Source organism: Streptomyces pseudovenezuelae (assembly GCF_029892565.1).
In the GTDB taxonomy this organism is placed as follows: domain Bacteria; phylum Actinomycetota; class Actinomycetes; order Streptomycetales; family Streptomycetaceae; genus Streptomyces; species Streptomyces pseudovenezuelae_A.
On sequence record NZ_JARXVH010000010.1, the window covers coordinates 304,991 to 330,832 of the forward strand.

At 70.5% G+C, this 25,842-nt stretch carries 22 protein-coding genes and 1 riboswitch; of the genes, 8 read left to right on the forward strand and 14 right to left on the reverse strand.

Annotated elements, in window-relative coordinates; genetic code table 11:
* The first annotated feature begins 47 nt into the window (after window positions 1-47).
* Window positions 48-851, forward strand: coding sequence for a VOC family protein (locus M2283_RS30700; protein WP_280879687.1), 804 nt, complete (start codon window positions 48-50; stop codon window positions 849-851).
* Between the two features lie 19 nt (window positions 852-870).
* Here M2283_RS30700 and M2283_RS30705 read toward each other — a convergent pair whose 3' ends face one another.
* The 4 genes from M2283_RS30705 to M2283_RS30720 form a co-directional block, all read right to left on the reverse strand.
* Window positions 871-1,518: a thymidine kinase gene (locus tag M2283_RS30705; protein ID WP_280879688.1), complete on the reverse strand. Its 648-nt coding sequence runs from the start codon at window positions 1,516-1,518 to the stop codon at window positions 871-873.
* Between the two features lie 43 nt (window positions 1,519-1,561).
* Window positions 1,562-2,755 carry an alkaline phosphatase family protein gene (locus M2283_RS30710; protein WP_280879689.1) on the reverse strand — a complete coding sequence of 398 codons (1,194 nt, stop codon included), beginning with the start codon at window positions 2,753-2,755 and terminating at the stop codon, window positions 1,562-1,564.
* Entirely contained in the window at window positions 2,755-3,342 is a 588-nt protein-coding gene (locus tag M2283_RS30715; RefSeq protein ID WP_280879690.1) for a DUF5998 family protein, read from the reverse strand. Before M2283_RS30715 ends, M2283_RS30710 begins: the two co-directional genes overlap by 1 nt.
* 64 nt (window positions 3,343-3,406) lie before the next feature.
* Entirely contained in the window at window positions 3,407-6,244 is a 2,838-nt protein-coding gene (locus tag M2283_RS30720) for a bifunctional GNAT family N-acetyltransferase/acetate--CoA ligase family protein (protein ID WP_280879691.1), read from the reverse strand.
* Window positions 6,245-6,392: 148 nt separating this feature from the next.
* Here M2283_RS30720 and M2283_RS30725 point away from each other — a divergent pair, with 148 nt between their 5' ends.
* Window positions 6,393-6,674 (forward strand): HPr family phosphocarrier protein, encoded by a 282-nt coding sequence (locus M2283_RS30725; protein WP_280879692.1) that lies wholly within the window; start codon window positions 6,393-6,395, stop codon window positions 6,672-6,674.
* A gap of 160 nt (window positions 6,675-6,834) precedes the next feature.
* Here M2283_RS30725 and M2283_RS30730 read toward each other — a convergent pair whose 3' ends face one another.
* The 4 genes from M2283_RS30730 to M2283_RS30745 form a co-directional block, all read right to left on the reverse strand.
* Complete coding sequence (locus tag M2283_RS30730) at window positions 6,835-7,527, reverse strand: GntR family transcriptional regulator (RefSeq protein WP_280879693.1); 693 nt, start codon at window positions 7,525-7,527, stop codon at window positions 6,835-6,837.
* Window positions 7,528-7,716: 189 nt separating this feature from the next.
* On the reverse strand, window positions 7,717-8,493 hold the full coding sequence (locus M2283_RS30735; RefSeq protein ID WP_280879694.1) for a M23 family metallopeptidase: 777 nt from the start codon (window positions 8,491-8,493) through the stop codon (window positions 7,717-7,719).
* A 13-nt stretch (window positions 8,494-8,506) separates the two neighbouring features.
* Window positions 8,507-8,668, reverse strand: a riboswitch (cyclic di-AMP (ydaO/yuaA leader).
* 213 nt (window positions 8,669-8,881) lie between these two features.
* On the reverse strand, window positions 8,882-10,270 hold the full coding sequence (locus M2283_RS30740) for a M16 family metallopeptidase (protein WP_280879695.1): 1,389 nt from the start codon (window positions 10,268-10,270) through the stop codon (window positions 8,882-8,884).
* Window positions 10,267-11,622 carry a M16 family metallopeptidase gene (locus M2283_RS30745; protein WP_280879696.1) on the reverse strand — a complete coding sequence of 452 codons (1,356 nt, stop codon included), beginning with the start codon at window positions 11,620-11,622 and terminating at the stop codon, window positions 10,267-10,269. Before M2283_RS30745 ends, M2283_RS30740 begins: the two co-directional genes overlap by 4 nt.
* A 306-nt stretch (window positions 11,623-11,928) precedes the next feature.
* Here M2283_RS30745 and M2283_RS30750 point away from each other — a divergent pair, with 306 nt between their 5' ends.
* Window positions 11,929-14,385, forward strand: a complete 2,457-nt coding sequence (locus M2283_RS30750) for a DNA gyrase/topoisomerase IV subunit A (RefSeq protein ID WP_280879697.1) — start codon at window positions 11,929-11,931, stop codon at window positions 14,383-14,385.
* Here M2283_RS30750 and M2283_RS30755 read toward each other — a convergent pair.
* Window positions 14,382-15,500 (reverse strand): CobW family GTP-binding protein, encoded by a 1,119-nt coding sequence (locus M2283_RS30755; protein ID WP_280879698.1) that lies wholly within the window; start codon window positions 15,498-15,500, stop codon window positions 14,382-14,384. The genes M2283_RS30750 and M2283_RS30755 overlap by 4 nt on opposite strands.
* A 323-nt stretch (window positions 15,501-15,823) precedes the next feature.
* On the opposite strand from M2283_RS30755, the gene M2283_RS30760 reads away from it, so the two are divergent.
* Window positions 15,824-16,330, forward strand: a complete 507-nt coding sequence (locus M2283_RS30760) for a DUF6082 family protein (protein WP_280879699.1) — start codon at window positions 15,824-15,826, stop codon at window positions 16,328-16,330.
* 71 nt (window positions 16,331-16,401) lie between these two features.
* On the opposite strand, the gene M2283_RS30765 is transcribed toward M2283_RS30760, so the two are convergent.
* Both M2283_RS30765 and M2283_RS30770 read right to left on the reverse strand, forming a co-directional pair.
* The gene (locus tag M2283_RS30765) at window positions 16,402-16,638 is read right to left on the reverse strand and encodes a hypothetical protein (protein WP_123997215.1); all 237 of its coding nucleotides are present in this window, start codon (window positions 16,636-16,638) and stop codon (window positions 16,402-16,404) included.
* A gap of 296 nt (window positions 16,639-16,934) precedes the next feature.
* Entirely contained in the window at window positions 16,935-18,128 is a 1,194-nt protein-coding gene (locus tag M2283_RS30770) for a citrate synthase/methylcitrate synthase (RefSeq protein WP_280879700.1), read from the reverse strand.
* Window positions 18,129-18,237: 109 nt separating this feature from the next.
* On the opposite strand from M2283_RS30770, the gene M2283_RS30775 reads away from it, so the two are divergent.
* From M2283_RS30775 to M2283_RS30790, 4 genes are all read left to right on the forward strand, one after another.
* The gene (locus M2283_RS30775; protein WP_280879701.1) at window positions 18,238-19,494 is read left to right on the forward strand and encodes a citrate synthase; all 1,257 of its coding nucleotides are present in this window, start codon (window positions 18,238-18,240) and stop codon (window positions 19,492-19,494) included.
* 53 nt (window positions 19,495-19,547) lie between these two features.
* Window positions 19,548-20,489 (forward strand): sucrase ferredoxin, encoded by a 942-nt coding sequence (locus M2283_RS30780; RefSeq protein ID WP_280879702.1) that lies wholly within the window; start codon window positions 19,548-19,550, stop codon window positions 20,487-20,489.
* A gap of 134 nt (window positions 20,490-20,623) precedes the next feature.
* Entirely contained in the window at window positions 20,624-22,288 is a 1,665-nt protein-coding gene (locus M2283_RS30785; RefSeq protein WP_280879703.1) for a sensor histidine kinase, read from the forward strand.
* The gene (locus tag M2283_RS30790) at window positions 22,285-22,965 is read left to right on the forward strand and encodes a response regulator (RefSeq protein ID WP_280879704.1); all 681 of its coding nucleotides are present in this window, start codon (window positions 22,285-22,287) and stop codon (window positions 22,963-22,965) included. Before M2283_RS30785 ends, M2283_RS30790 begins: the two co-directional genes overlap by 4 nt.
* Before the next feature lie 54 nt (window positions 22,966-23,019).
* Here the strand turns inward: M2283_RS30790 and M2283_RS30795 are convergent, their stop codons facing one another.
* From M2283_RS30795 to M2283_RS30805, 3 genes are all read right to left on the reverse strand, one after another.
* Window positions 23,020-24,081: an ABC transporter substrate-binding protein gene (locus tag M2283_RS30795; protein WP_280879705.1), complete on the reverse strand. Its 1,062-nt coding sequence runs from the start codon at window positions 24,079-24,081 to the stop codon at window positions 23,020-23,022.
* A 64-nt stretch (window positions 24,082-24,145) separates the two neighbouring features.
* On the reverse strand, window positions 24,146-25,012 hold the full coding sequence (locus tag M2283_RS30800; protein ID WP_280879706.1) for an ABC transporter permease: 867 nt from the start codon (window positions 25,010-25,012) through the stop codon (window positions 24,146-24,148).
* Complete coding sequence (locus M2283_RS30805; protein ID WP_280879707.1) at window positions 25,002-25,817, reverse strand: ABC transporter ATP-binding protein; 816 nt, start codon at window positions 25,815-25,817, stop codon at window positions 25,002-25,004. Before M2283_RS30805 ends, M2283_RS30800 begins: the two co-directional genes overlap by 11 nt.
* Between the last annotated feature and the right edge of the window lie 25 nt (window positions 25,818-25,842).

The window sequence follows — 25,842 nt, forward strand, 5'->3', positions numbered from 1 at the left end:
AGAGCGGAAACGAACGACCACCGCGAGGGGTCGAGGAGAGGGTGACGATGACCGAGGCACGGGGGTCGGCCGGCCCGAACGGCGAGACGCAGGATCTGCGCGCGCCCGGCACACCCTGCTGGGTGAGTCTGATGGTGCACGGGATGGACGCGACCCAGGAGTTCTACGGTTCGCTGTTCGGCTGGGAGTTCCGGCCGGGCCCGCACCAACTGGGCCCCTACGCGCGTGCCCTGCTGGACGGCTACGAGGTGGCCGGCATCGGCCAGTTGCCGCCCGACCGCCATCTGCCGATCGCGTGGACGCCCTACCTCGCCTCGGACGACGTGGACGTGACCGCCGAGACGGTACGGCTGTGCGGCGGCACGATCGGGGTCGGCCCCCTGGACGCGGCCGAGGCGGGCCGCCTCGCGATCGGCTCGGACCCCTCCGGCGCGGTCTTCGGCATCTGGCAGGCGGCGGCCCACCTCGGCACCGCCATCACGGGCGTCCCCGGCACCCCCGCCTGGAACGAGCTCGTCACCGTCGAGTCGGAGAGCGTCACCAAGTTCTACGAGACGGTCTTCGGCTACGAGACGGAACCGGTCGTCTCCACCGACTTCGACTACGTCACCCTCAACATCGCCGGCCACCCGGTGGCCGGCATCCACGGCGTGGGCCACGCCCTCCCCCGCGACCGCGGCCCCCACTGGATGACGTACTTCGAGGTGGCCGACACAGACGAATCAGTCACCCGCCTGACGGACTTGGGCGGCCACGTCCTCAAGCCCCCGACAGACAGCCCACACGGCCGCGTGGCCACGGTCGCGGACCCCGAGGGCGCCCGCTTCTCACTGATCCAGAGCCCCAACTGAGCCCTGCTCGCAGCGGAGGTCAGGCCGACGACACCGGCAGTACGTCCGGTGACAGTGCTGCCGCTCTCGTCGTCGCCGATGTCATGCGGCGGCGGTGGTGGCGGCGGCAGAGGACCTCGTAGCCGATGTCTTCGGGCTGGTTGACGTCGCCGACGACTACTTGGGCGCCTTCGACGACCATCTCGCCGCCTATGGTGCGGGCGTTGTGGGTGGCGCGGGCGCCGCACCAGCAGAGGGCCTCTACCTGGAGGACCTCGACGCGGTCGGCGAGTTCGACCAGGCGTTGGGAGCCGGGGAAGAGTTTTGAGCGGAAGTCGGTCGTGATGCCGAAGGCGTAGACGTCGATGCCGAGGTCGTCGACCACGCGCGCGAGTTGGTCGATCTGTTCGGGGACCAGGAACTGGGCCTCGTCGGCGATCACGTAGTCCGCGCGGCCGCCCTGGGAGAGGTGGTCGACGACGTAGGCGTAGAGGTCCTGGCCGTCCTCGACCTCCACCGCGTCGGTGACCAGGCCGAGGCGGGAAGAGAGTTTGCCCTCGCCCGCGCGGTCGTCACGGGTGAAGATCATCCCGGCCAGCCCGCGCGCCGAGCGGTTGTGCTCGATCTGGAGCGCGAGGGTCGACTTCCCGCAGTCCATCGTTCCGGAGAAGAACACCAGCTCGGGCATGGGAGGTTGAGCACCTTTCGGCGGACAGGCGGAGGGGTCGACGTCAGGAGCGTACTTCTAGGAGCGGGATCAGCTGTTCGGCAGGGGTCATCGAACCGTGGTTGCCGACCATCGCCGACTCCTTCGGCTCCCGCTCGGAGGCGACGATCAGGACGTCGTCCCGGGCGGCCGCGACGACGTCGCCGAGGCGGTCGTAGACCCGCTCGTCGATGTGCGGGCCGAACCACCCCGCCGCGATCGCCTCGTCCCGCGACGCCACCCAGAACTGCTCGCCCAGCACCTCGCGCCAGCAGGTGACGACGTCGGCGGCGGCGCCCGGCACCGCGTACACGTGCCGTGCGCGGCCCTCGCCGCCCAGCAGGGCGACCCCGGCGCGCAGCTCCCAGTCCGCGTCGAAGTCGATGCGGTGGTCCTCGTCGAAGGGGACGTCGATCATGCCGTGGTCAGCGGTGACGTACAGCGCGCTGCGCGGCGGGAGTTGTTCCGCGAGGCGCTGGACCAGCCGGTCGACGGACATGAGCTGGCCGCGCCAGGCGTCGGAGGCGACGCCGAAGCGGTGGCCCGCGCCGTCGAGTTCGGCGTAGTACGTGTAGACCAGCGAGCGGTCGCCGGCGGCCAGTTGCTCGGCCGCGAGGTCCATGCGGTCCTCGCCGGTCAGCCGCCCGTGGAACGTTCCTCCACTGAGCGCGACCTTGGTCAGCGGGGTGTTCTGGAAGGTGGGCGAGGAGACCTGGGCGGCGTGCACACCCGCGGCGTGGGCGAGCTGGAAGACGGTCGGGTACGGCTGCCAGGCGCTCGGCGAGGTCCACGGCTGCCAGCGCAGCTGGTTCATCAGCTCGCCGGTCGCCGGATTGCGCACGGTGTAGCCGGGCAGGCCGTGCGCGCCGGGCGGCAGGCCGGTGCCGACGGAGGCGAGGGAGGTCGCGGTGGTCGCCGGGTAGCCGGTGGTCAGGGGGCGGCCGGTGCCGCCGCGCGAGCTGCCGAGCAGCGAGGTGAGGAAGGGCGCCTCGTCGGGGTGCGCTCTGAGCTGCTCCCAGCCGAGGCCGTCGATCAGGAACACGCAGTTCCGGTCGGCGGGGGTCAACTCGGTGATCGTGGCGGTGGTGCCCGGTACGGACATGCCCGCGGCGAGGGTGGGCAGCAGGTCGGCGAGGGAGCCGCTGCCGTACTCGGGCAGCGGGGCGGAGTCGACGGCGAGCGGTTCCGGGTGGGCGTCCCAGGAGGTGGACTGCGCCATCAGCAGGTGACGTCCGCGGTCGCCTCGGAGAGCGACTGCGCGAAGGCGAGCGTCTGCCGCACCGTGTCCGGGCCGTCCCCGGCCTCGCTGACGCGCAGGCTGAGGTCGTCGGCCGTCGAGTTCCCCGTGTAGCCGTGGTCCGCCTCGCAGTTGGGGTCGCCGCAGGCGGCCGGCTCCAGGTCGATGCGGGCGACGGCACCCCAGCCGATGGTGAGGACGACCTCGCGCGGCAGCGTGCCCGGCGTGTACTGCTCCGGGTTGGCGACCACGCGGCTGAGCACGACCGACGAGATCCGGCCGAGCTTCACGGACTCGGTGGACGTCGTCGCGTACGGCGTCGGGGAGGTGCTGTCCGCGGCCTGCTCGTCGGTGTGGCTGACGATGAAGCGGTTGCCGGTGAGGACGAGCACCGTCACGTGCCGCCGCACCTCGTTCTGGTCGAACGTCGTCTCCTGGTGGACCAGGTACGACCGGATGGGCTCGCCGCCCAGGGCGGCCTCCACCGCCTCGGCCACGAGGGCCGGGTAGTAGCCGCTGCGCTCGATCGCCGCTCGCAGCCCCTGGGTCGTCGTACTGGTCTTGGCCATGACGTCCATCCTACGGGGGTGGACTGACTACGAGGCACCGGTCACGACCGTCTCCGTGACCGTCTCAGTAGACGGGAAGCGTGCGCGGGCCGAGGTCGTCGCGGGCCGGTGGCGGGGCCAGCCGGACGGTGGCGCCGAGAACGCTCAGGCCACGGGGGGCGACGACGACCGGCTCCAGGGTGACCGCGACGACCTCGGGGTGATCGTCGACGAGTCGGGACACCCGCAGCAGCAGTTCCTCCAGCGCAGGCGTGTCGACCGGGGTGGAGCCGCGCCAGCCGAAGAGGAGCGGTGCCGTCCGGATCGACCGGATCACGGAGGTCGCCTCCCGGTCGGTGACCGGGATCAGCCGGTGCGCCATGTCGTCGAGCAGCTGCGAGGCGGCTCCGGCGAGCCCGAACGACAGCACGGCCCCGGCCGCCGGGTCGATGACGGCCCGTACGACGGTGTCGACCCCGCGCGGAGCCATCCCCTGCACCACCGGGCGCAGTTCCTGCGGCGTCCCGAACAGCTCGGTCAACTCGGCGTACGCCCGCCGCAGTTGCTCCTCGTCCGCCAGGTCCAGGCGTACGCCGCCCAGGTCGGCGCGGTGCCTGAGGTGGGGGGCGGTGGCCTTGAGGGCGACCGGGTAGCCGACGGTCCCGGCGGCCCGGACGGCGTCGTCCGGGGTGGGCGCGGGGACCGCCCTGCGTACGTCGATCCCGTACCGCCCGAGCAGTTCGCAGGTCTCCTCTGTACCGAGGGTGAGTCCTTGCCCGCGCGCGAGCATCCCGTCGATGAAGCGGGCGGCGCCCTTCTCGTCGATGTCCTCGTACTCGGGCACCTTGCCGGGCTCGGCTGCCTCGCGGCGCCACTGCGCGTACTTCACGGCCTCGCCGAGGGCGCGGACGGCGCGCTCGGCGGCGGGGTAGGCGGGGATGAGGCGGGCGGAGGGGGCGTCGGGAGCCGCGGTCTCCGGGGCCTGTGCCTGTACCGGCGGGGGCAGTTGCTGCGAGGGGCGCAGGCGGCGGGCGCCGGACGGCTTGGTCTCGACCTGGGGTGCGGTGGCGACGGCCGCCGACAGCGCCTCGGCGAGCCCGCCGAGCTCCACGTGCACGACGAGCACCGGCTTGCCGGGTGCCTGTGCGGCGGCGGACCGCAGGGCCTCGGCCAGTTCGGCGTCGGCGACCGAGGTCTCGCCGATCGCGGGTATCGCGGTGACGACGACGGCGTCGCACGCGTCGTCGCCAAGTGCGCGCAGGAGTGCCGCGTGGAAGTCGCCCGCCGTCGCGCCGGTGGTCAGGTCCAGCGGCCTGAGCGGCCGCAGTCCCTCGGAGAGACACGCGTCGTACGTCAGCAGCCCCAGCGACTCGGAGTTGCCGAGGATCGCCACCCTCGGTCCGGCCGGGAGGGGTTGGCGGGCGAGCAGCAGCCCCGCGTCGACCAGGTCGGTGATGGTGTCGACGCGGATCACGCCGGCCTGCCGGAGCAGCGAGGTCACCGTGGCGTGCGGCAGCCGGGTCGCCTGGACGGCGTGGCCCTGGGGGGCGGAGCCTGCGCTCTGGACGACGACCAGGGGCTTGGCGGCGGCGGTGCGCCGGGCGAGGCGGGTGAACTTGCGCGGGTTGCCGATCGACTCCAGGTACATGAGGACGACGTCGGTGTCCGGGTCGTCGTACCAGTACTGGAGGACGTCGTTGCCGGACACGTCCGCGCGGTTGCCGGCCGAGACGAAGGTCGAGACGCCGGTGACCCCGGTGACGCCGCCGCCGCGCCGGTGCAGGCGGGAGAGGAGGGCGATGCCGATGGCGCCGGACTGGGCGAACAGGCCGATGCGGCCGGGGCGGGGCATCTCGGGGGCGAGGGAGGCGTTGAGCCGTACCTCCTCGGCGGTGTTGATGACCCCGAAGGCGTTCGGTCCGATGATGCGCATGCCGTACGTGCGCGCGTGGCGGACGAGTTCGCGCTGGCGGTCGCGTCCCTCGGGGCCGCTCTCGGCGTATCCGGCGGAGACGACGACCAGTCCCTGTACGCCGTGTTCGCCGCACTCGGTGACGATCTCGGGGACGTGGTCGGCCGGCACGGCGACGACCGCGAGGTCGACGGGTCCGTCGATGTCCCGCACCGAGCGGTGGGCGGCGACCCCGTCGAGCTCCTTGAGGTCGTCGGGGAAGGCCTTGTTCACGGCGTACAGCCGCCCGGTGAACCCGGCGTCCTTGATGTTGTCGAGGATGCTGCGGCCCACTCCCCCGGCCGTGCGGCCGACGCCGATCACGGCGACCGAGCCGGGCACCAGCAGCCGTCGTACGGACCGCGCCTCCGCGCGCTGTTCACGCGCGCGCTGGACCGCGAGCGAGCGGTCGGTGGGTTCGAGGTCGAACTCCAGGCGGACGACACCGTCCTCGAAGCTGCGCTTCTGGGTGTACCCGGCGTCCATGAAGACTTTGATCATCTTGTTGTTGGCGGGCAGCACCTCGGCGGCGAAGCGGCGGATGCCGCGCTCGCGGGCGACGGCGGCGATGTGTTCGAGGAGTGCGGAGGCTACGCCGCGTCCCTGGTGGGCGTCCTGGACGAGGAAGGCGACCTCGGCCTCGTCGGCGGGAGCGGACGCGGGCGTGCCCTCGGGACCAATGCGGTCATAGCGTACGGTGGCGATGAACTCGCCGCCGATCGTGGCCGCGAGACCCACCCGGTCCACAAAGTCGTGGTGCGTGAAGCGGTGGACGTCCTTCGCGGACAGGCGCGGGTAGGGCGCGAAGAAGCGGTAGTACTTCGACTCGTCCGACACCTGCTCGTAGAAGCTGACCAGGCGGTCCGCGTCGTCGACGGTGATGGGGCGGATGCGCGCGGTGCCGCCGTCGCGCAGCACGACGTCGGCTTCCCAGTGGGCGGGGTACTCGTGCCGGTCCGACGAGGTCTGCATGAGGCTCAGCGTACGGCTCGCATCTGACAACGGCGCGAGGCAGTCTGGGGACGTGATCGGGCCGAGGCCGCGGCCCGACGACACGCTATGGAAAACTGGTCTAGACAACATGGTCTAGACAACCTCAGAGAGTGAAGGGCAGCATCACATGGCTGAGCGCCGCGTCAACGTCGGCTGGGCCGAGGGCCTCCACGCCCGCCCCGCTTCCATCTTCGTCCGAGCCGCCACGGCCACAGGCGTCCCGGTGACGATCGCCAAGTCCGACGGCAACGCCGTCAACGCGGCCTCCATGCTCGCCGTCCTGGGCCTGGGCGCCCAGGGTGGCGAGGAGATCGTCCTGGCTTCCGGGGCGGAGGGCGCGGACGCCGCGCTCGACCGGCTGGCGAAGCTGGTCTCCGAGGGGCTCGAGGAGCTTCCCGAAACCGTCTGAAAATCGAATTGAGGGATGCGGCACTCGTCACTTCGGCGACGGCGTCCCACAACTCCGAAGGGCTCGCCCGAATTACCGGGCGAGCCCTTCGAATTTCCCGAATTCGGGCAGCAGAAATAATCCCCCGCGAATTACCTTCTCTTTGTATACGGCGCCCGTGTTAATGCCGCACACCCGACATGTTTACGGGATGTTGCGAGTTCCTCACACGCTCCGCGCGTTCACCGGTGCCGAAGCGCAGCCGGTGCGCCGAGGTCGAGTGCTCGGTGTGCAGGGCGGTGATCGCCCGGGCGCGCTCGGCGTCCCCGCGCGCCACGGCGTCGACGATCGCGCCGTGCTCAGCCCAGGACTCCACGGGGTTGGCCGGCGCCTCCACGGCGTACATCCAGGCGATCTTGTGGCGCAGCTGGGTCAGCGTCGAGGTCAGCGCGTGGCTGCCGGAGGCCTGGGCGAGCGTCTCGTGGAACCAGCCCCCCAGGGAGCGCAGATCCTCACTGTTGCCCCTCCTGGCCCGCTCCTGGCCCAGCCTGACCAGGCCGCGCAGCACCTTGAGGTGGGCCTCGGTGCGCCGCTGGGCGGCCCGGGAGGCGCCGAGCGGCTCCAGCAGCATGCGCATCTCCAGCAGGTCGGCGGCCTCCTGCTCGGTCGGTTCCGCGACGCACGCGCCCGCGTGCCGCCGGGTCACCACGAAGCCCTCCGCCTCCAGCGTGCGCAGGGCCTCACGGACGGGGACGCGGGAGACGCCGTAGCGCCGCGCCAGGAGTTCCTCGGTGAGCCGGCCGCCGCGCTCGTAGACACCGGCGACGATGTCGTCCCGGATGGCCGTGCACACCGAGTGCGCCGGAATACGCATGTCCGACCTCCGTCTTAATCCCCGTGAAACGTCGCCGATTGACGTGTGTTCAGTGACTCTATTGCAATCAGCGGGAATTTCCGACGGCGGACCGGAATCCAGGGATATTTTTTGGACAGAGTACGGACAGAAAGACCGAAAGCCCCGGCTCGGGGAGCCGGGGCCGGAAGAAGATCTCGCGGTCCGTCGTCAGACGTTCACACCATGCGAACGCAGGTAGGCGACGGGGTCGATGTCCGAGCCGTACTCGGGGGTCGTCCGGGCCTCGAAGTGCAGATGCGGTCCGGTGACGTTGCCGGTCGCGCCGGAGAGGGCTATCTGCTGGCCCGGGGTGACCGTCTGGCCCACCGAGACCCCGATGGACGACAGGTGACCGTACTGGGTGTACGTGCCGTCGTTCATCTTGATCACGATCTGGTTGCCGTAGGAGCCGCCCCAACCGGTCTCCACGACCGTGCCGGAGCCGACCGCGTGGACGGTCGTGCCGCTGGCCGCATGGAAGTCGATGCCGGTGTGGCTGCCGGAGGACCACAGCGAGCCGCCGCTCTTGTAACCCGTGGAGACGTACGAGTTCGAGATCGGCGCGACGAAGGTGTTGAGGCGCTTGCGCTCGGCGGCGCGGGCGGCGCGCTCCTTGGCCTCGCGCTCCTCCTTGGCCCTCGCGGCGGCCTTCTTGCGTGCCGCCTCGGCGGCGGCCTTCTTGAGAGCTGCCTCCTCGGCCGCCTCCTTCTGGGCGTCGGCCTGGGCGTCGATCTTGGCGGCGATCGTGTCGCCGACGGTGATGACAGGGGTGAAACCGGTCTGCTCGACGGAGTTCTCCGCGGAGTTGTCCGCGGCGAGCGCCGGGGCCGCCAGGGTGCCGATGACGCCGGTGGTGGCGAGTGCCGCGACGCCCGCCGCGCGGGCGGTCGTGCGCTTCATCCGGCTGGGACGGCGGTGCTTCCCGGTGGCGCAGGTGAACGCCATGTACTGGGTGGTCCTTTCCTTCCTTCTCGCCTACCGGGTTAGCTGACGGGTTCGGAGCAGGAAGGTCTCCTACGGACCCCCTCGCTGGGCGCGGGCGTCCGATTCACCCCAGGGACTTCGATGGGTCCCCGGCTCCCCTGGCTCGCGCCGGACGGGGACTCGGCGATGACTGCCCGGTGCCGCGGATGCGGCGCGGTGCCTGACGGACAGCCCGGATGACGCTAAACGGGACAACTTTCAATCCCCAAACGGATCACGGCTTTTGTAGCGCATGCCACAGGGCAGACAGGCAACCTCTCCCTCAATTCGGACATACAGGGGCCCTGGTGACGCTTCCGTCACCAGGGCCCCTGCGCGCGCGTGGCGCTCGCTTCGCCTCCGCCAGTCCCTACTCGGCCGAAACGACGGTGACTTCGCCGATGCCGAGAGCCTCCACGGGCTCCTTGATCTGCGCCGCGTCACCGACCAGGACGGTCACCAGACGGTCCACCGGGAAGGCGCTCACAGCGGCCGCGGTGGCCTCCACGGTGCCGGTCGCGGCGAGCTGCCGGTACAGCGTCGCCTGGTAGTCGTCGGGCAGGTGCTGCTCGACCTGGTCGGCCAGCGTGCTCGCGACGGCCGCCGCGGTCTCGTACTTCAGCGGCGCCACGCCCACCAGGTTCTGCACGGCGACATCGCGCTCGGCGTCGGTCAGACCGCCCTCGGCGAGCGTGCGCAGCACCGTCCACAGGTCCTGCAGCGCCGGACCGGTGTTCGGGGTGTCGAAGGAGCCGCTGATGGCGAGCATCGCGGCACCGGTGCCGTCCGGGGCGGACCGCAGTACCTGCCCGAACGCCCGTACGCCGTAGGTGTAGCCCTTCTCCTCGCGCAGGACGCGGTCCAGCCGGGAGGTTAGGGTGCCGCCCAGGCAGTACGTGCCGAGCACCTGCGCCGCCCACACGCGGTCGTGCCGGTCGGGGCCGATGCGGCCGATGAGCAGCTGCGTCTGTACGGCGCCGGGGCGGTCCACGATGATCACGCGCCCGGTGTCGTCGGCGGTCACCGGCGGCACGGGACGCGGCTCGGCAGAGGAGCCGGTCCAGGAGCCGAGGGTGTCGCCGAGCAGCTCGTCGAGGTCGATGCCGGTGAGGTCGCCGACGACCACGGCGGTGGCGGTGGCGGGACGGACGTGCTTCTCGTAGAAGGCGCGTACGGCCGCCGAGTCGATGCTCTCGACGGTCTCCTCGGTGCCCTGGCGCGGGCGCGACATGCGCGAGGTGGCCGGGAAGAGCTCCTTGGAGAGCTCCTTGGCGGCACGCCGGGAGGGGTTGGCCAGCTCGTGCGGGATCTCGTCGAGGCGGTTGGTGACCAGCCGCTCGATCTCGCTGTCCGCGAACGCGGGCGCCCTGAGGGCGTCGGCCAGCAGACCGAGCCCCTTGGTCAGGCGGGAGACCGGCACTTCGAGGCTCAGCCGGACGCCGGGGTGGTCGGCGTGCGCGTCGAGGGTCGCGCCGCAGCGCTCCAGCTCGGCGGCGAACTCCTCGGCGGAGTGCTTGTCCGTGCCCTCGGAGAAGGCCCGCGCCATGATCGTGCCGACGCCGTCCAGGCCGGCCGGTTCGGCCTCCAGGGGCGCCTCAAGGAGAACCTCCACGGCGACGACCTGCTGGCCGGGGCGCTGGCAGCGCAGGACCGTCAGGCCGTTGTCGAGCGTCCCGCGTTCGGGGGCCGGGAACGCCCACGGCTTGGCCTCGCCGGCCTGCGGCTGCGGGTGGAATTCCATCGCGGCGAGCTCGGTCACTTGGCCGCCTCCTCGTTCTCGGTGGGCTCGGTGGGCTCGGTGGGCTCGGCGGCGAGGGGTTCGTAGACGAGCACCGCGCGGTTGTCGGGGCGCAGTCGGGCCCTGGCGATCTCCTGGACCTCTTCCGGGGTCACCTCCAGGACGCGCTGCACGGCGGTCAGGGCCAGCTGCGGGTCGCCGAACAGGACGGCGTACCGGCACAGTTCGTCGGCGCGGCCCGCGACCGTACCGAGCCGGTCCAGCCATTCGCGCTCCAACTGGGCCTGGGCGCGCTCCATTTCCTCGGCCGTGGGGCCCTCCTCGGCGAACCGGGCGAGCTCCTCGTCGATGGCGGCCTCGATGACCGGCACCTCGTAGTCGCCGGACGTCTTCACGTCCAGCCAGCCCAGGGACGGCGCACCGGCCAGCCGCAGCAGACCGAAGCCGGCCGCGACGGCCGTACGGTCGCGCCGCACAAGGCGGTTGTAGAGACGGGAGGACTCGCCGCCACCGAGGACGGTGAGCGCCAGGTCGGCCGCGTCGCACGCACGCGTGCCATCCTCCGGCAGCCGGTAGGCCGCCATCAGGGCGCGCGCCGGCACCTCTTCCTCGACGACCTCGCGCAACTGCCCGCCGATGACCTCGGGCAACGCGCCGTCGCGCGGGACGGGCTTGCCGTCGTGCGCCGGGATGGACCCGAAGTACCGCTCGACCCAGGCGAGCGTCTGCTCCGGGTCGATGTCGCCGACGACCGACAGGACGGCGTTGTTGGGCGCGTAGTAGGTGCGGAAGAACGCGCGTGCGTCCTCCAGGGTCGCCGCGTCCAGGTCGGCCATCGAGCCGATCGGGGTGTGGTGGTAGGGGTGGCCCTCCGGATAGGCGAGGGCGGTCAGCTTCTCGAACGCCGTGCCGTAGGGGACGTTGTCGTAGCGCTGCCTGCGTTCGTTCTTCACCACGTCCCGCTGGTTGTCCATGGACTCGTCGTCCAGGGCCGCGAGCAGGGAACCCATGCGGTCGGCCTCCAGCCAGAGGGCGAGCTCCAGCTGGTGGGTGGGCATGGTCTCGAAGTAGTTGGTGCGCTCGAAGCTGGTGGTGCCGTTGAGCGAACCGCCCGCGCCCTGCACCAGTTCGAAGTGTCCGTTGCCCTTCACCTGCTTCGAGCCCTGGAACATGAGGTGCTCGAAAAGGTGAGCAAGACCCGTGCGCCCCTTGACCTCGTGGCGCGAGCCGACGTCGTACCAGAGGCACACCGCCGCGACCGGGGTCAGGTGGTCCTCTGAGAGCACCACGCGCAGGCCGTTGGCCAGGCGGTGCTCGGTCGCTGTCAGGCCGCCGGTGTCTGCCTGGTCTGTGGCCGTGTGACCCATGGGCATGTACGTCCCTTCGATCGCGAATGCGGCGGTAGGAAACCGGGGTTTTCCTACCGGTCCCGCCACTGTATGCAAGCGTGCGGACGGTCGGCGAAGTTCCCGGTGGACGTACGCCCAGAGCGGATCGCGTAGCCTGCGGGCACGCCGGGCACAAGGGTCGATGTCGGGTCCTCGTCCGGGTTGTCAGTGCCGCGGTCCACAATGGTCGCGTCAGATACCGTTCACGCTTCAGCAAGAGTGAGCCGGAGGGGCGCGGCACCCACGTGAGCGACCCGTAGGCGAGCTACCAGAAAAGAGGAGCCGGCAGCGATGGCCCGCCGTAGTACGAAGACCCCGCCGCCCGACGACTCGTACGAGGAAAAGATCCTCGACATCGACGTCGTCGACGAAATGCAGGGCTCCTTCCTCGAGTACGCGTACTCGGTCATCTACTCCCGAGCCCTGCCGGACGCCCGGGACGGTCTCAAGCCGGTGCACCGCCGCATCGTCTACCAGATGAACGAGATGGGACTGCGCCCCGACCGCGGCTACGTGAAGTGCGCGCGCGTGGTCGGCGAGGTCATGGGCAAGTTGCACCCGCACGGCGACGCGTCGATCTACGACGCCCTGGTGCGCATGGCCCAGCCGTTCTCCATGCGCGTGCCGCTCGTCGACGGCCACGGCAACTTCGGCTCGCTCGGCAACGACGACCCGCCGGCCGCCATGCGGTACACGGAGTGCCGGCAGGCCGAGGCCACCAGCCTGATGACGGAGTCGATCGACGAGGACACGGTCGACTTCAGCCCCAACTACGACGGCCAGGAGCAGGAACCGGTCGCCCTGCCGGCCGCCTTCCCGAACCTACTGGTGAACGGCTCGTCGGGCATCGCCGTCGGCATGGCGACCAACATGCCGCCGCACAACCTCGCCGAGGTCATCTCGGCCGCCCGCCACCTGATCCGCTACCCGAACGCGGATCTGGACACCCTGATGAAGCACGTCCCGGGCCCCGACCTGCCCACCGGCGGCCGCATCGTCGGCCTCGCGGGCATCCGGGACGCGTACGAGACCGGCCGCGGCACCTTCAAGATCCGCGCCACGGTCGAGATCGACACCGTGACCGCGCGCCGCAAGGGCCTGGTCGTCACCGAACTGCCCTTCACGGTCGGCCCGGAGAAGGTGATCGCCAAGATCAAGGACCTGGTCGGCGCGAAGAAGATCCAGGGCATCGCCGACGTCAAGGACCTCACCGACCGTCAGCACGGCCTGCGCCTGGTCATCGAGATCAAGAACGGCTTCGTGCCGGAGGCCGTCCTGGAGCAGCTCTACAAGCTGACGCCGATGGAGGAGTCCTTCGGCATCAACAACGTGGCGCTGGTGGACGGTCAGCCCCTCACCCTGGGCCTCAAGGAGCTCCTGGAGGTCTACCTCGACCACCGCTTCGAGGTCGTACGCCGCCGCAGCGAGTTCCGCCGCACCAAGAGGCGCGACCGCCTGCACCTGGTGGAAGGCCTGTTGACGGCTCTCGTCGACATCGACGAGGTCATCCGGCTGATCCGCTCCAGCGACAACTCCGCGCAGGCGAAGGAGCGCCTGATGGAGCGCTTCTCGCTGTCGGAGATCCAGACGCAGTACATCCTGGACACCCCGCTGCGTCGGCTCACCCGGTTCGACCGGATCGAGCTGGAGTCGGAGAAGGACCGCCTCATCGCGGAGATCGCGGAGCTGACCCGGATCCTCGACTCGGACGCGGAGCTGCGCAAGCTGGTCTCCACCGAACTGGCCGCGGTGTCCAAGAAGTTCGGCACCGAGCGGCGTACGGTCCTGCTGGAGTCGTCGGGCACCCCCGCGGCCACCGTCCCGCTCCAGGTCGCCGACGACCCGTGCCGGGTACTGCTCTCCTCGACGGGCCTGGTGGCCCGCACGGCGAACGGCGAGCCCTTCCCGGAGGACTCGGACGCCAGACGCGCCAAGCACGACGTGATCATCTCGGCGGTGCCGGCCACCGCGCGCGGGGAGATCGGCGCGGTCACGTCGACCGGCCGACTGCTGCGGATCAACGTCGTCGACCTCCCCCAGCTCCCGGAGACGGCGGCGGCGCCGAACCTGTCCGGCGGGGCGCTCCTGACGGAGTTCGTCTCCCTGGAGGGTGACGAGACGGTGGTCTGCCTTAGCACGCTCGACGAGTCGTCCCCCGGTCTGGCGCTCGGCACCGCGCAGGGCATCGTCAAGCGGGTGGTCCCCGACTATCCCTCGAACAAGGAGGAGTTGGAGGTCATCTCGCTCAAGGACGGCGACCGCATCGTCGGCGCGGTCGAGCTGCGCACCGGCGAGGAGGACCTGGTCTTCATCACGGACGACGCCCAGTTGCTGCGCTTCCAGGCCGCGCACGTCCGGCCCCAGGGCCGCCCGGCGGGCGGTATGGCGGGCATCAAGCTCACGGACGGCGCGAAGGTCATCTCGTTCACGGCCGTGGACCCGGCCGCGGACGCGATCGTCTTCACGGTCGCGGGCTCGCGCGGCACGCTCGACGACTCCGTCCAGACGACGGCCAAGCTGACCCCGTTCGACCAGTACCCGCGCAAGGGCCGCGCCACCGGCGGTGTCCGCTGCCAGCGGTTCCTCAAGGGCGAGGACTGCCTGTCCCTGGCCTGGGCGGGCCCCAACCCGGCCAAGGCGGCACAGAAGAACGGCACACCGGCCGACCTCCCCGAGACCGACCCACGCCGAGACGGCTCGGGCGTGTCCCTCGCGAAGACGGTCTCAGTGGTGGCGGGACCGGTCTAACGGGCCTGGCCCGGCTCTACGAGATCGTCCGCCGAGCCCAAGTCCGGGTTCTCCAGGTCCGGTTCCTGTACGTAGCGCAGGACGCCCCACATACCGTGCTCGTCGGCGGTGTGCGGGGCGTCGCTCGTACAGGCCTCCAACTCCTTGCGGAGGGCGGCCGCGTCGATGCCGGAGCCGATCAGGACGAGCTGGGTGAGGCGTGCGTCGCCCGCCACCCAGGGCTCGGGATAGAAGCGCAGGAACGGCCCGACGGCGTGCACGGCATACCGATTGAGGGCGTCATGGGCGCCGAAATCGACGTACCCCTTGATCCGGTACAGCCCTTCGGGCCGGCTGTCGAGGAAGGCCATCAACCGGCGGGGATCCATAGGGACTTCGGAGCTGGCGGAGAGGCTGTCGTACGCGCTGTGCAGATGACCGGCGTGTTCATCGGCACCGTGCTCGCCGTGCTCGCCGTGCTCTTCGCGCGCGTGCAGGTCGTCGAAGGACAGTTGCCCGATGCGCTCCTCGCTCGGTCTGCAGTCGAAGAGGAACTCGGGGGCGACGCGGCCGTAAGAGGCGGGAATTACGGCCGCGTGGTCCACGAGAGGCCGGACGAGCCCGAGGACACGCTCGCCGCCGTCGGGCGCGCGGTCGAGCTTGTTGACCACCACGAGGTCGGCGAGGGCGAGATGCCGGTCGAGTTCGGGGTGCTTCGCGCGCGTGGCGTCGAACTCGGCCGCGTCGACGACCTCGACGAGACCCCCGTAGACGATGCCCGGAAGCTCGCTGGCGAGCACCATGCGTACGAGTTCCTGGGGCTCGGCGAGTCCGCTGGCCTCGATGACGATGACGTCGATGCCGGCGGAGGGTCGGGCGAGCCGGTCGAGGTACTGATCGAGTTCGCTGACGTCGACGGCGCAGCACAGGCAGCCGTTCCCGAGGGAAACGGTGGAGTCGCCGAGCGCGCCGGCGACCGCCATGGCGTCGATCTCGATGGCCCCGAAGTCGTTGACGATCGCGCCGATCCGGCTGCCGCCGCTGCGGTGGAGGAGGTGGTTGAGCAGGGTGGTCTTGCCCGAACCGAGGAAGCCGGCCAGGACGAGGACCGGGATCTGCTGCGGGCTGCGGCTCACCGTCGTACCTCTCTCACGCCTGTGCGCACGCCGGATCGCGGTCCCGGCGCGCGTACGAAGATTGACTGCCGACCCAGGATACGAGCCGGAACAATCACTACGAAGTGAACGATTGTTAGCAGCACTTGCGGGGCAGACGTTGGGGAAGGCGCCGGTTCGTGCGACCCTCGCTTCCCTCCGTGCGCCTCCTCTCCGCCTCCCCCGCCGATCAGAGCCGCTCGGCACTCTGGGAGACGGCAAGCGCCGCCCACCGCTCGCCGGTCCCCATCCGTCGACCCGCAAACCGACGACCGGCGGAACGGCCGCCTGAACCGGGGGTTGACATGGCCACACAGAGTGCGGGTGCACGAAGGATCGTTTCGGCTGTGAAGGAGACCTTCACAGCCGCCCTCGACTCCGTCAGCACACCAGGCTCACGACGCCGCAAAAGGGACGCTCTGGCAGAGCAGCACCGGCTCTCCTTCGACCTGCTCTGCAAGGCCATGGACGATCCGGCCCTGGCCGAGGTGCTGAACACGTACGAGTCGGAGATCCCGCCCGAGAAGCAGCGACAGTTCCTCTTCGCCAACGCGCTCTATGTCAACAACCTGCACTTCTACCGGATCGGCGCCCTGACCCAGGCGGAGTTGTACGGCCATCTGCGGGTGATGTGCCAGAACAAGGTGTTCCGCGAGTACTGGGAGGCGACCCGCCATCACCGCAAGAGCCTGCCCGAGGAGTCGGAGGAGTTCATCCTCGGGCGTATGACGGACGATCTGATCCAGGAACTCGCGGACGCCGACACCGACGAGTGGTGGGTCGTGGGCGAGCCGCCCGACGAGTCGGCATGAACGCGGGGCCCGGCTTCATGCGACCGGGCCCCGGAAAGCAGTGCGACTGCAGCAGTGTGGTTCAGGAGGTGTCAGGCGTCGGGGATGTCCCGCTTGGCGCGGACGAGTGTCTCGCGCGTGATGACGACGATGCGCTCGTAGTCCGCTCGTGCGGCATCCGTCGGGAGCTCGTGATCGAGTTCCGCGGTCGCTTCTCGCCCTATCACGGCGAAGTCGCCGTTGCTGAGCTCGAAGATGTCGGGGCAGGTCTGCCCTGTGGTACTGCCACGTTCCCGAGGGGAGACCCCGACACGTCGCACGATCTTCACTGAGATGTACCGCCTTGTGGTTCAGAGGGATCGGCCCTCCGAAGTCATCCGCGGTGGTTCGTCGGCAGTGCGTCGGAGTGCGCTCTCCGCGCGCAAGGGTGTTCGCCGGAGCGCCCGGAGCGGGCCAGGCCAAGATATCCACTCCGGCGCATGTGGTGGGACCTATATCCCTCTGCGAGTGAGTGAAATTTCCACCACCTCCTTGACCGAGGGGGCTCGGGGCCCAGGACAGCTCTCCTCGCAGGACAGCCCCTCCCCCTCGGGACGCCCATTGCCGAGGAATGCCGCCGCACCGATCAGACCATCGCCGGTACCGCCACCGGCGCCCCCGGCCCCACATACCGCGCCACCGGCCTGATGATCTTCGAGTCCGCCGCCTGTTCCAGAATGTTCGCGCCCCAGCCCACTACACGGGCCGCCGCGAACGTCGGGGTGAACATCTCGCGGGGCAGGCCGCAGAGTTCCATGACCACGCCCGCGTAGAACTCGACGTTGGTGTGGAGCTCACGGCCTGGCTTGAGCTCGGCGAGGATCGCCTCGACCTGCCGTTCGACCTGTACGGCGAACTCGACCCGTGGACCGCCGAAGCTCTCGGCCACCTCGCGGAGCATGCGCGAACGGGGGTCCTCGGTGCGGTAGACGGGGTGCCCGAAGCCCATGATGCGGTCGCCGGCGAGGACGCGTTCGCGGATCCAGGCGTCGATGCGGTCGGGGGTGCCGATCGCGTCCAGGGTGTCCAGCGCGCGACTGGGCGCGCCGCCGTGGAGCGGTCCGGAGAGCGCCCCTACAGCCCCCACGAGACACGCGGCCACGTCCGCGCCCGTCGACGCGATGACCCGCGCCGTGAAGGTTGATGCGTTGAAGCCGTGATCAATGGTTGAGATCAAGTATTGCTCGATCGCCCTGGCCCGCTTCGGGTCCGGCTCCGAACCCGTCAGCATGTAGAGGTAGTTGGCCGCGTAGGGAAGGTCGTCGCGCGGCTCCACCGGGTCGAGACCCCGGCCCAGCCGGTGCAGCGCCGTGAGCAGCGTCGGTACGGCCGCCGCGGCGACGACGGTGTCCCGACGGCGTTCGTCCGCGTCGATGTCGTATACCGGCCGGAAGCCCTTCGCCGCGCCGAGCAGGGAGAGCGCGGTGCGCATGCCGGCCAGCGGACCGGACCCGCCGCTCGCCGCCGCGATGGCGGGCAGGGCCGTGCGCACCTCGTCCGGGAGCCGGCGCAGGGCCGCGGTCTCGGCGGCGAAGGCGGATCGCCTTGCCTCGTCGGGGAGTTCGCCGTGCACGAGGAGGTGCCAGACGTCCTCGAAGCCGCGGGTTCCCGCGAGGTCGACGGCCGAGTACTGGCGGTAGTGGTAGAAGCCTTCGAGCCCCCGGACGTCCCCGATCTCGGTGTCGGTGACGACGACGCCGGCGAGTCCCCTGGGCACGTTGATGGGCTTGACGGGGGTGATGGGGGCGACGGGGGTGGCTGCTGACCTGTTGACGGACATGATTCCTCCCTGGACTTGATTCGACTGTCCATGCTTGACTGAATTCCTGTCAATATTGATTCAGTCAACGTAACCAATCCATGCGTCCTTGTGCCGATACGGTGACCCCATGCGCGATCAAGAGCCCGCCGCCGGTCCCGCCGAGCGGCGGCTGACCACCAAGGAAGCCGCCGAACTGCTGGGCGTGAAGTCCGAGACCGTGTACGCGTACGTGAGCCGCGGTCAGCTCAGCAGCCGACGCGTGCCCGGCGGCCGGGGCAGCACCTTCGACGTCAAGGAGGTGGAGGCGCTCGCACGGCGCAACAGACGGGAGAGCGCCGGGAGTTCGGCCTCCGGGAGCGAGCTGTCCGTCCGGACGCGCATCACGCTGATCGAGGCCGACCGGTACTACTTCCGGGGCGTCGATGCCACCCGGATGGCCACGCGGTACTCCTACGAAGAGGTCGCGGAGTGGCTGTGGACGGGCCGACTGCGCCCCGGCGTCGAGTTCGCCGCGCCCGACGCCTCCGTCGCCGTGGCCCGCCGTGCCGTCGACGCGCTGCCCGAACACGCGGGCCCCACCGACCGGTTGAGGGTCGCGGCGATCGCCGCCGCGACCGCGGACCCGCTGCGCTTCGATCTCTCCGAGGACGCCGTGCTGGGCACCGCGCGCACCCTCATCCCGACGCTCGTCACCGCCCTCCCCCCGGCCCGCCGCGGCCACCGCGACACGGGCCCGTTGGCCGACCGTCTGTGGGCACGGCTCAGCGGGCGGGACCCCGACGAGGCCTCCCTGCGCGCGCTGGACACCGCGCTCGCCCTGCTCGTCGACCACGACCTCGCCGCCTCGACCCTCGCCGTGCGGGTCGCCGCGTCGGCCCGCGCGCACGCCTACGCGGCCGTCTCCGCCGGGCTCGGCGTGCTCGAAGGCCCCCTGCACGGAGCGGCCAGCGGGCTCGCCCACCGGCTGCTCCTTGACGTGCTCGACCAGGGCGACGCGGCTCCCGTGATCGCCGACGAGCTGCGGGCCGGCCGCCGCATCCCGGGACTCGGGCACCGGCTCTACCCCGGTGAGGACCCACGCGCGCGTATCCTGTTCGGCCTTCTGGAGGACATCCCCAAGGCCGCGCCCGCCCTCGCCGCGGCCCGCGACATCGTGACCGTCACCGCCCGCCACACCCCGCTGCACGCCAACGTCGACCTAGCCCTCGCCGTGCTCACCGCGTCCGCCGGAATGCCCGCCACGGCAGGCGAGACGATCTTCGCCGTGGCCCGCACGGCGGGCTGGATCGCGCACGCCCTGGAGGAGTACGGCGAACGCCCGCTGCGCATGCGCCCGAGCGGCCACTACGTCGGTCCGAAACCGCCCCAGCCACTGCCGGAGTAGCCCACGGGCGGGCCGGAAGTCGCCCTGGCTCAAGTCAGGTTAGGCTCACCTCTGTGAGTACGTGCTCAACAGTCTCCCGGAATCTCGACGAGCCCATTTCGGGCACCGCCGCGACCGCGAGCACCTGGCTGCTGCTGGAACAGCCCGGCCCGTGGGGCGCCAAGGCGCTCACATCGAGCCACCTGGATCCGGCACTGGGCCGCGCCCTGGAAGCGGCCGCCCAGGGCACGGGCGTACGCATCGCGCTCATCCGCCGCCCCGGACGGCACGCCGACTGCGGCACGCCCTCGGAGCGGCAGGTGTACGCGGCCCACACCGTGCCCGGCGGCACCTGGCTGCACGCCGCCACGACCTGCGATCCGCGGGAGCTGCTGGACCTCGACTTCGGCGCGCTCGGCCGGGGTGAGCACGGCACCTTCGACTCGGTGCTCGATGCCCGGCCCCACGAGGGTGATCCGCTCGCGCTCGTCTGCACCAACGGCAAGCGCGACCGTTGCTGCGCCCTGCTCGGCCGTCCGCTCGCGGCCGAGCTCGCCGCCTCCGGGGTGGAGGGCGTCTGGGAGGTCACCCATCTGGGTGGTCATCGCTTCTCGCCGACGCTGCTCGTCCTGCCGTACGGGTACGCGTACGGCCGCGCCGAGGCCCATGCCGTCAAGGAGATCCTGCACAGCGCCCAGGAAGGGCGGATCGTCGCGGAAGGGTGCCGCGGGTGCTCCGCGTGGGAACGGCCCGGTCAGGCTGCCGAGCTGGCCGTGCGCAGGGCCGCGCACGAGTACGCGGCGGATGTGCTGAGCGTCGTGGGGACCGACGGCGCGGCACCGCGCTGGGAGGTGACCGTCGCGCACACGGACGGGCGGCACTGGCGGGTCGTGGTGGCCCAGGGCGCGTCCCTGCCGCCGCGTCCGGAGACCTGCGGCACGTCGGTTCTCGGCTCACCCGCGCGGATGGACGTGGTGGCGGTGCGCGAGATGACGGCGTCGGCGCTCGCGGGTTGAGGCGGTAAAGGGTTGAGGCGGTAGCGGACGCGAGCCGGTCCCGTACAGACGAGTCGGTCGCCGTACGTATTGATCAAGAGATCCACACCACACCCCCTACGGCAGTTCCCGCACGTCCACGTACCGTCGTGGGTATGAGCCCCACGCCCCCCGCACGACGCCTGCGCCTCGGTCTGCCGAAGCGGGTGTTCTCGCAGGTGCTGCTGATGCAGGTGGCGATCGCCGCGGGGGTCGCGGTGCTCGCGACCGGGCTGTTTCTCGCGCCGCTGAGCGACCAGCTCGACAACGAGGCGATGCACCGCGCGCTGGCCATCGCGCAGACGACCGCGGAGCAGCCGCAGATCGCGGAGGACATCCAGAACACCGCCCCCACTGTCGACGGGCCGGTCCAGACGGAGGCGGAGCGGATCCGCAAGGCCACCAACGCCGAGTACATCGTGGTGCTGGACTGGCGTTGGGTGCGCTGGTCGCACACGGACACGAAGCAGATCGGCAGGACCGTCTCGACCGACCCCAGCCAGGCGCTGGCCGGTCAGCAGGTCATGGAGATCGACAGCGGCACCCTGGGCCGCTCGGCCCGCGGCAAGGTGCCACTGCGCGACGCCGACGGCAGGATCATCGGGGCGGTCTCGGTGGGCATCGCCTACGACAGCGTGCGCGCCCGGCTGCTCAGCGCCATACCGGGGCTGCTCGCCTACGCCGGCGGCGCCCTGGCCGTCGGCGCGCTGGCCGCGTGGCTGGTCTCCCGGCGAGTCCAGCGGCAGACCCGCGACCTGGCCTTCTCCGACATCTCGGGACTGCTGGCGGAGCGCGAGGCAATGCTCCACGGCATCCGGGAGGGCGTCGTCGCGCTGGATCGCACCGGCCGCATACGGCTCCTCAACGACGAGGCGCACCGCCTCCTGGGCATCGACGCCCAGGCCGTCGGCCGGCCCCCCGACGAGGCCCTCGGCAGCGGGCGTACGGCCGACATCCTGGCCGGCCGGGTGACCGGCACCGACCTGCTCACCGTGCGCGGCCAGCGCGTCCTGGTCGCCAACCGGATGCCCACCGACGACGGCGGCGCCGTCGCCACCCTGCGCGACCGCACCGAGCTGGAGCAGCTCGGCCGGGAGCTCGACTCGACGCTCGGTCTGATCGACGCCCTGCGCGCCCAGGACCACGAACACGCCAACCGCATGCACACGCTCCTGGGGCTGCTCGAACTGGAGATGTTCGACGACGCCGTGGAGTTCGTCGGAGAGGTGGTCGGCGACCACCGGACCACCGCCGAGCAGGTCACCGAGAAGATCCAGGACCCGCTGCTCGCCGCTCTGTTGGTCGGCAAGGCGACCGTCGCGGCCGAGCGGGGCGTCGCCCTGTGGGTGTCCGACCGGACCCGGCTGCCAGACCGACTGGTCGACCCCAGGGGCCTGGTCACGATCGTCGGCAACCTGGTGGACAACGCGCTCGACGCCGTCGCGGGCACTCCGCACGCGCGCGTGGAGGTCGAGTTGCGCGCGGAAGGACGTACGGCCGTGCTCCGGGTGCGCGACACGGGGCCCGGGATCCCCACCGAGAACCACGAGTTGATCTTCACCGACGGGTGGTCGACGAAGGAGCCGCCCGCGCACCGCAGGCGCGGGATCGGGCTCTCCATGGTGCGCAGGCTCGCCGAACGGCAGGGCGGGAGTGCGACGGTGGGCGCGGCGGACGGCGGCGGCGCGGAGTTCACCGTCGTCCTGCCGGAGGCGCTGGCCGAGCCGGAACCGGCCCTGACCGCAACCGCGGACACGTCCGCCGAGGAGGAGTCGCGATGATCGATGTCCTGGTCGTGGACGACGACACCAGGGTCGCGCAGGTCAACGCCGCCTACGTCGAGAAGGTGCCGGGCTTCCGCGTCGCCGGCGAGGCGCACAGCGCGGCCGAGGCACTGCGTCAGCTGGAGGCGCTGCCTCGGCTGGACCTGGTCCTCATGGACCACTACCTGCCCGACGAGACGGGTCTGGCGGTCGTCCAGGAGATGCGCCGGCGCGGCCACCAGACCGACGTGATCATGGTGACGGCGGCCCGGGACGTGTCGACCGTGCAGGCCGCCATGCGGCACGGCGCACTGCAGTACCTGGTCAAGCCGTTCGCCTTCGCGGGCCTGCGCGCCAAGCTGGAGGCCTACGCGGAGCTGCGCCGCACGCTCGACGGCGGCGGCGAGGCGGAACAGGCCGAGGTGGACCGCATCTTCGGTGTGCTGTCGGCCCCTTCGGAGCCGGGGCTGCCCAAAGGGCACTCCCCCACCACGGCGGAGCTGGTACGCCGCTCCCTGATGAACGCCGAAGGGCCGCTGTCCGCCCAGGAGATCGCCGACCGGACCGGGGTGAGCCGGCAGACCGCCCAGCGCTATCTGAAGCTCCTGGAGCGCACCGGACGGGCCCGGCTCACGCTCAAGTACGGCGACGCGGGCCGCCCGGAACACCGTTACGTGTGGGCGGCCCGCGCCTAGGGCACGGTCGGGTGGGGGCGGGGGAAGGGACCGTGCCCCCCTTACATACGGATGTCAGCCCGTGGCCTTCTCCACGAACTCCGTGGTGAATGTCTTTGCGAGATCCACTTTGGTGTTCTTGATGTTCGGGTTGAACGCCTTGAGGACCTTCTCGACGGTCTCCGGGCCGTTCTCGGGCATCACGCCGTCCTTGGTGAACATGGGCAGCGTGCTCTGGATGGACTTGGCGTACAGGACGCTGTTGCCCTGCGAGTAGTCGGCGGGCATCTTGTCGGCGATCTGCGAAGCGCTGTGTGTGGACATCCACTTGAGCGTCTTGACGAATGCATTGACCATCTTCTGGACCGTGTCCTTGTGTCCATTCACCCAGTCCGTCTGCATGTACAGACTTGACGACGGGTACGGACCGCCGAGCGCCTCCTGGGACCCCTCGGGCGTCCGCATGTCGAGGAGGACCTTGCCGGCCTTCTTGTCCAGGATCGTGGCGACGGTCGGGTCGGTCGTCATACCGGCGTCGATGGAGCCCTGTTGGAGCGCCGCGATGAAGGTCGGTCCCGCGCCGACGGCGACCGGGGTGAAGTCGCTGACCTTCACACCGTTCTTGACGGCGAGGTACTTGGTGAGGAAGTCGGTCGAGGATCCGAGGCCGGTGACGCCGAGCTTCTTCCCCTTGAAGTCCTTGGGCGAAGTGATGTCCCCCGCCGCCTTGTTGGAGACGATCTCCACCTCGCCGGGCGCCTGCGAGAACTGCACGACGGACTCGACGGCCTTGCCCTTGGTCTGCAGGTCGAGGGTGTGGTCGTAGAAGCCGACGGCCCCCTGGACCTGGCCGGAGACGAGCGCGGTCTCGGCCTGTACGCCGGCGGGCTCGCTCAGCAGTTCCACGTCGAGGCCCTCGGCGTCGAAGTAGCCGAGCCGCTGGGTGAGCATCGCGGGCAGGTAGATGACCTTGTCGAGGCCGCCGACCATGATCTTGACCTTCGTACCCTTGCCGTCGCCTTTGCTCCCGGAGCCGGTGGAGGCGGTGCTGGAGGCGTCGTCGGCGCAGGCGGTGAGGGAGGAGAGGGCGAGCAGGCCGGCGGCGGCCAGGGCGGCGTATCTGGCGGTTGTGCGCATGAGGGTTCACGTCCTTGTGAGAGGGCGGTGCGGGGAGAGGCGTGCTGCGGGGCGGGCCGCGGGGTCAGCTGTCGGAGCCCGTCGGCTTCCAGCGGAAGATGCGGCGCTCGGCGAAGGTGAGCAGTCCTTCGGCGACGAGGGCGACGACGGCGAGGATGACCATCGCGGCGTACACACCGGCCGCGTTGAAGGTGCCCTGCGACTGCGCGACGAGCAGGCCGATGCCCTTGGTGGCGCCGATGTACTCGCCGACGATGGCGCCGATCAGGGCGAAGCCGAAGCTCACATGGAGGCTGGTGAAGATCCAGGAGGTCGCCGACGGGATGACGACCTGAAGCGTCACCCTGCGGTCGCTCGCGCCGAGGATCCGGGCGTTGGCGACCAGGTTGCGGTCGACCTCTCGGGCGCCCTGGAAGGCGTTGAAGAACACCGGGAAGAACACCAGGACGACGGCGGAGGCGACCTTAGAGGCGGGGCCGAGGCCGAACCAGATCACGAAGATGGGCGCCAGGACGATCCTGGGGATCGAGTTGAGCACCTTGATGTATGGACCAAGGACATCGGCGAGGAAGGTGATCCGCCCCAGCGCGATACCGCACACGACACCGGCGGCCACACCGATGACCCAGCCGAGCAGTGCCTCGTAGAGCGTGTACCAGATCTGTTCGCCCAGGGAGCCGAGTGCGGTGCCGTGGGTCAGCCAGGTGTAGATCTGGTCCCAGATCTTCGAGGGCATCGAGAAGTTGAAGGGATCGATGGCCTTGGTCCGGGAGAGCAGCTCCCACAGACCGAGGACGGCGACCAGGAGCAGCGCCCGGAAGACCGCGACGACGATCTTGCGTCTACGGGCGGCACGCGCGCGTGAGTGCGCGCGGTCGGGCGGCGTCTTCACCGTGTCGACCACCGGCGTGCTGAGAATGTCAGGCGACATGAGCGGCACCCCTCTCGCGGGTGATGCGGACCTCTTCGCCGAGGGACTCCCAGATCTCGCGGTAGATCTCGATGAACCGCGACTCCAGACGTACCGACTCGACCTTGCGCGGGCGCGGCAGGTCGATGTCGTAGACCTGCTTGACGGTGGCGGGTCCGGCGGTCATCACGACGACCTTGTCGGCCAGCGCGATGGACTCCTCCAGGTCGTGGGTGACGAAGACGACGGAGGCGCGGGTGCCCTCCCACAGCTCCAACAGTTCGTCCGACATCAGGGCCCTGGTCTGCACGTCGAGCGCCGAGAAGGGCTCGTCCATCAGCAGGATCTCGGGGTCGTTGACGAAGGTCGCGGCGAGCGCGACCCGCTTGCGCATACCGCCGGAGAGCTGGTGGGGATAGCGGTCCTCGAACGCGGTGAGCCCGACCCGGGCCAGCCACTCACGGGCCTTCTCCTTCGCCTCCGCCTTGGGTACCCCGCGAAAGCGCGGGCCCGCCATGACGTTTGAGAGGACCGTGCGCCAGGGGAAGGTGGCGTCCTGCTGGAAGACGAAGCCGACCTTGTCACCGACGCCGCGCACCGGCTCCCCGGCGACCAGGACCTCGCCTTCACTGGGTTCTTCCAACCCGCTGACCAGGGTCAACGTGGTCGACTTACCGCAGCCCGTGGGGCCGACGACCGCCACGAACTCGCCACGCCCGACCGTGAGATCGAGGCCGTTGACGGCCGTGTGCAGTCCCCCTGAAGGGGTCCGGAACGTCTTGCTCGCGCCCCGCAGTTCGATGGCGGGGCTGGTGTCTGGGCTCATGGCCCGGGAGGGTAGGTGTGGCGCG

What these genes read in the sequence shown, in the direction of transcription:
- M2283_RS30795 (WP_280879705.1), bottom strand. Translation starts at nt 24,081, where the DNA reads ATGCGCACAACCGCCAGATACGCCGCCCTGGCCGCCGCCGGCCTGCTC.
- M2283_RS30760 (WP_280879699.1), top strand. Translation starts at nt 15,824, where the DNA reads ATGGCCACACAGAGTGCGGGTGCACGAAGGATCGTTTCGGCTGTGAAG.
- M2283_RS30745 (WP_280879696.1), bottom strand. Translation starts at nt 11,622, where the DNA reads ATGCCCATGGGTCACACGGCCACAGACCAGGCAGACACCGGCGGCCTG.
- M2283_RS30710 (WP_280879689.1), bottom strand. Translation starts at nt 2,755, where the DNA reads ATGGCGCAGTCCACCTCCTGGGACGCCCACCCGGAACCGCTCGCCGTC.
- M2283_RS30805 (WP_280879707.1), bottom strand. Translation starts at nt 25,817, where the DNA reads ATGAGCCCAGACACCAGCCCCGCCATCGAACTGCGGGGCGCGAGCAAG.
- M2283_RS30785 (WP_280879703.1), top strand. Translation starts at nt 20,624, where the DNA reads ATGAGCCCCACGCCCCCCGCACGACGCCTGCGCCTCGGTCTGCCGAAG.
- M2283_RS30700 (WP_280879687.1), top strand. Translation starts at nt 48, where the DNA reads ATGACCGAGGCACGGGGGTCGGCCGGCCCGAACGGCGAGACGCAGGAT.
- M2283_RS30705 (WP_280879688.1), bottom strand. Translation starts at nt 1,518, where the DNA reads ATGCCCGAGCTGGTGTTCTTCTCCGGAACGATGGACTGCGGGAAGTCG.
- M2283_RS30715 (WP_280879690.1), bottom strand. Translation starts at nt 3,342, where the DNA reads ATGGCCAAGACCAGTACGACGACCCAGGGGCTGCGAGCGGCGATCGAG.
- M2283_RS30800 (WP_280879706.1), bottom strand. Translation starts at nt 25,012, where the DNA reads ATGTCGCCTGACATTCTCAGCACGCCGGTGGTCGACACGGTGAAGACG.
- M2283_RS30725 (WP_280879692.1), top strand. Translation starts at nt 6,393, where the DNA reads ATGGCTGAGCGCCGCGTCAACGTCGGCTGGGCCGAGGGCCTCCACGCC.
- M2283_RS30770 (WP_280879700.1), bottom strand. Translation starts at nt 18,128, where the DNA reads ATGTCCGTCAACAGGTCAGCAGCCACCCCCGTCGCCCCCATCACCCCC.
- M2283_RS30750 (WP_280879697.1), top strand. Translation starts at nt 11,929, where the DNA reads ATGGCCCGCCGTAGTACGAAGACCCCGCCGCCCGACGACTCGTACGAG.
- M2283_RS30735 (WP_280879694.1), bottom strand. Translation starts at nt 8,493, where the DNA reads ATGGCGTTCACCTGCGCCACCGGGAAGCACCGCCGTCCCAGCCGGATG.
- M2283_RS30790 (WP_280879704.1), top strand. Translation starts at nt 22,285, where the DNA reads ATGATCGATGTCCTGGTCGTGGACGACGACACCAGGGTCGCGCAGGTC.
- M2283_RS30730 (WP_280879693.1), bottom strand. Translation starts at nt 7,527, where the DNA reads ATGCGTATTCCGGCGCACTCGGTGTGCACGGCCATCCGGGACGACATC.
- M2283_RS30720 (WP_280879691.1), bottom strand. Translation starts at nt 6,244, where the DNA reads ATGCAGACCTCGTCGGACCGGCACGAGTACCCCGCCCACTGGGAAGCC.
- M2283_RS30775 (WP_280879701.1), top strand. Translation starts at nt 18,238, where the DNA reads ATGCGCGATCAAGAGCCCGCCGCCGGTCCCGCCGAGCGGCGGCTGACC.